The organism is Mitsuaria sp. TWR114, from assembly GCF_007997345.1.
This window is the reverse complement of sequence record NZ_VOSR01000586.1, coordinates 1-2576: the sequence shown is the minus strand read 5'-3', so window position 1 is coordinate 2576 and position 2576 is coordinate 1. Positions and strand designations below refer to the sequence as shown.

Genomic DNA, 2576 nt, shown 5'->3' with positions numbered 1-2576 from the left:
GCCACTCGTCGTCCGCGTCCAGGCCCTTGGGCGCCTTGAGCCGCGTCATCGCGGCCTCGTCGTCGAGCAGGCGCCAGCGCCACCAGTCGGTGCTGATCGACTTGACCAGCGCCGCGTGATGCGCGGCCAGCCGCTCCGGCGCGCGTTCACGCGGGCGTCCGAGCAGCCGCTGCCCGAAGCCGGCGCCGCGCTCGCCAGCGCCGCCCAGACTCATGTGATCGGCGCCCTCCAGCCACAGCTGGGCCTTGGCGCCGGCCGGCAGCGCGTCGTAGACGGCGCGGCGGTAGCGACCGTCCCGCTCCGGGCCGAGCGGATTGCCGTCGAGGCTGCCGGTCAGGCACAGCATCGGGCGGGTGATGCCCTTGATGCCGCCGGCGCCGTGCCCCACCGAGGGGCTGAACGCCGCGAAGGCCTTGAAGTGCGATTCGGACAGGTCCGGCGCGCCGCGCACCTGGTAGTCGCGGCCGGCGACCGCCAGCGTGGTCTGCGCGCCGAAGGAATGGCCCGCCATGCCCAGCGCCTCGGGCCGCACCCGCGACCAGGGGCCGCTGCGGTCCTGCCGCAGCTTGAGCAGCTGCTCGACGGCGAACTGCACGTCATGGGCGCGCTCGACCAGCTGCTCGGCGCTGGCAGCGGCCTTGACCGCGGGCAGCCCGCCGCGCCAGATCGCGCGGTCGCTGCCGGCATGCTGCAGATGCAGCGTCGCGACGCCGGCCTCGGCCCAGGCCTGCGCCCACTCGGTGCCGCCGTCGAGGCTGCCGCCCAGTCCGTGCGAGAACACCACCAGCGCGACCGCACCGTCGCCCTCGGGCAGGCGCAGGCGCCAGGGAATGTCGCGCAGGCGGGACCGGTCGTGCCAGCGGCCTTCCGTCACGCCGGCCTCGGCTTCCGCCTTCGCCTCGCCCTCGGGTGCGGCCAGTGCCGGCCAGGCGCCGAGCGCCGCGGAGGTCGCGCCCAGGCTCAGCGCCGAAGCGCGCCGCAGCAGCGCGCGCCGGGTCGGATCGGCATCAGGAAGGGAATGGGGGGACGGCCAGGTCAGCGACCGAGCCAGCGGTCGGGTGAACGTCTCGTCGAGCGGCTGGATGTGCGGCTCGTTGAGCGGCTCGTTGAGCGATTGGGCCTGACAGCGGGCGTGAGGTGGGGCGATGGGCATCCGTCGATTCTGCAGAGGCCGGCGCCGATGGCACCGACTTTTACCGGCCTCGGGGACGACGGCACGGGGGCCGACGTCATGTCGACGAGGCGGGCAGATGCCGTTCCCGGGCCGGTGGCACCGGCTTGAGGCGCAGCGCCCAGCAGACGCCGCCGACCAGCAGCACCACGCCGGCGACGCCCATCAGCGGCGGCCACGCGCCGCGGTGCACCTGGGCGTAGACCAGCGCGGCCAGCGTCTCGAAGACGATGAGCTGGCCCACCAGCGTCGTGGGCAGGCGCTGGCTGGCCTCGTTCCAGCACAGCGTACCGAGCCAGGACGCGAACAGCCCGACCGCCATCATCAGTCCGACATAGGGCCACAGGCGCGGCCCGCCGGGGAAGTCGAAGCCGGCCGGCAGCAGCGGCAGTCCGGCGCCGTCGGCGACCGCGAGCACCAGAAAGGCCAGCGCCGCCATCGGCAGCGTCACCAGCCCCTGGGCAGTGGCCCAGGCGCGGGGGCTGCGATCGGCATGGGCGCGCAGCCAGTCGGCATTGCGGATCGGGTACCAGGTCCAGCAGGCCAGCGCGATCAGCGCCAGGCCGGCGCCCTGCAGGTAGCGGCCCAGCGCCTGCGGGGCCAGCGCCGCCTGCTCGACCTGGTTGACGCAGCCGATGCCCAGCGCGATCAGCAGCAGCGCCGGCGCCAGGTCGCGCCAGCGGTAGTGGCCGTCGCGCGCCGCGTTGCGGTGGTTGGAGCAGACCGCGATCACCACCGGCAGCGTGCCGATGATCATCGTGGGCAGCGGCCCGCCGGCGCGCTGGATCGCGGCGGCCAGCGTCAGGTAGTAGAGAAAGTTGCCGATCGCGCTGAGCTTGACCGCGTCCGTCCAGTCGGCCCGCGACAGGCGCCGCAGCTCGCGCCAGTCGATCAGCGCCAGCGGCAGCGCCAGCAGCCCGAAGGCCAGGTAGCGGCCGGCCATCAGCATGGCGGCGGGGTAGTCGGGCAGCAGCAGCGGCGTGACGAAGACCAGGCCCCACATGAGGCCGGCGGCGAGCGCGAACAGGAATCCGGACAGCATGCGGCGCAGTGTCGCGCCGCGTCAGGCCCGGCGTCTTGTACCGAGTTGCTGCTGGTAGCGCGCCGGGGTGAGGCCGTAGCGGCGCGCGAAGCTGCGCGTCAGGTGCGCTTGGTCGGTCAGCCCGACGGCGGCGGCGACCTGCGCCGGCGCATGGCCGGCGGCGAGCTGGCGTTTGGCCTCGTTGAGCCGCAGCGCCATCAGCGCCTGCTGCGGCGTCGCATGGTGCTGCGCCTTGAAGCTGCGCAGGAAATGGAAGGGGCTGAGCCCGGCGACGGCGGCCAGCCGGGCGGTGTCCAGCGACTCGTCCAGGTGGGCCCGCATGTGCTCGATCACCGGCGCGAAACGCGGCGCCGCGCCCTCGGG

Annotated in this window: 3 protein-coding genes; all 3 read right to left on the bottom strand. The window is 74.3% G+C overall.

Going from position 1 to position 2576, the window contains the following annotated elements; genetic code table 11:
• On the bottom strand, positions 1-1153 hold a 1153-nt coding region (locus FUT87_RS20065), incomplete at its 3' end, for a hypothetical protein (protein WP_147242164.1).
• Positions 1154-1229: 76 nt separating this feature from the next.
• Complete coding sequence (locus tag FUT87_RS20060; protein WP_147242163.1) at positions 1230-2213, bottom strand: DMT family transporter; 984 nt, start codon at positions 2211-2213, stop codon at positions 1230-1232.
• A 21-nt stretch (positions 2214-2234) separates the two neighbouring features.
• Positions 2235-2576 (bottom strand): helix-turn-helix domain-containing protein (locus tag FUT87_RS20055; RefSeq protein WP_147242162.1); only part of this gene is annotated, 342 nt, incomplete at its 5' end.

What these genes read in the sequence shown, in the direction of transcription:
- FUT87_RS20060 (WP_147242163.1), bottom strand. Translation starts at nt 2,213, where the DNA reads ATGCTGTCCGGATTCCTGTTCGCGCTCGCCGCCGGCCTCATGTGGGGC.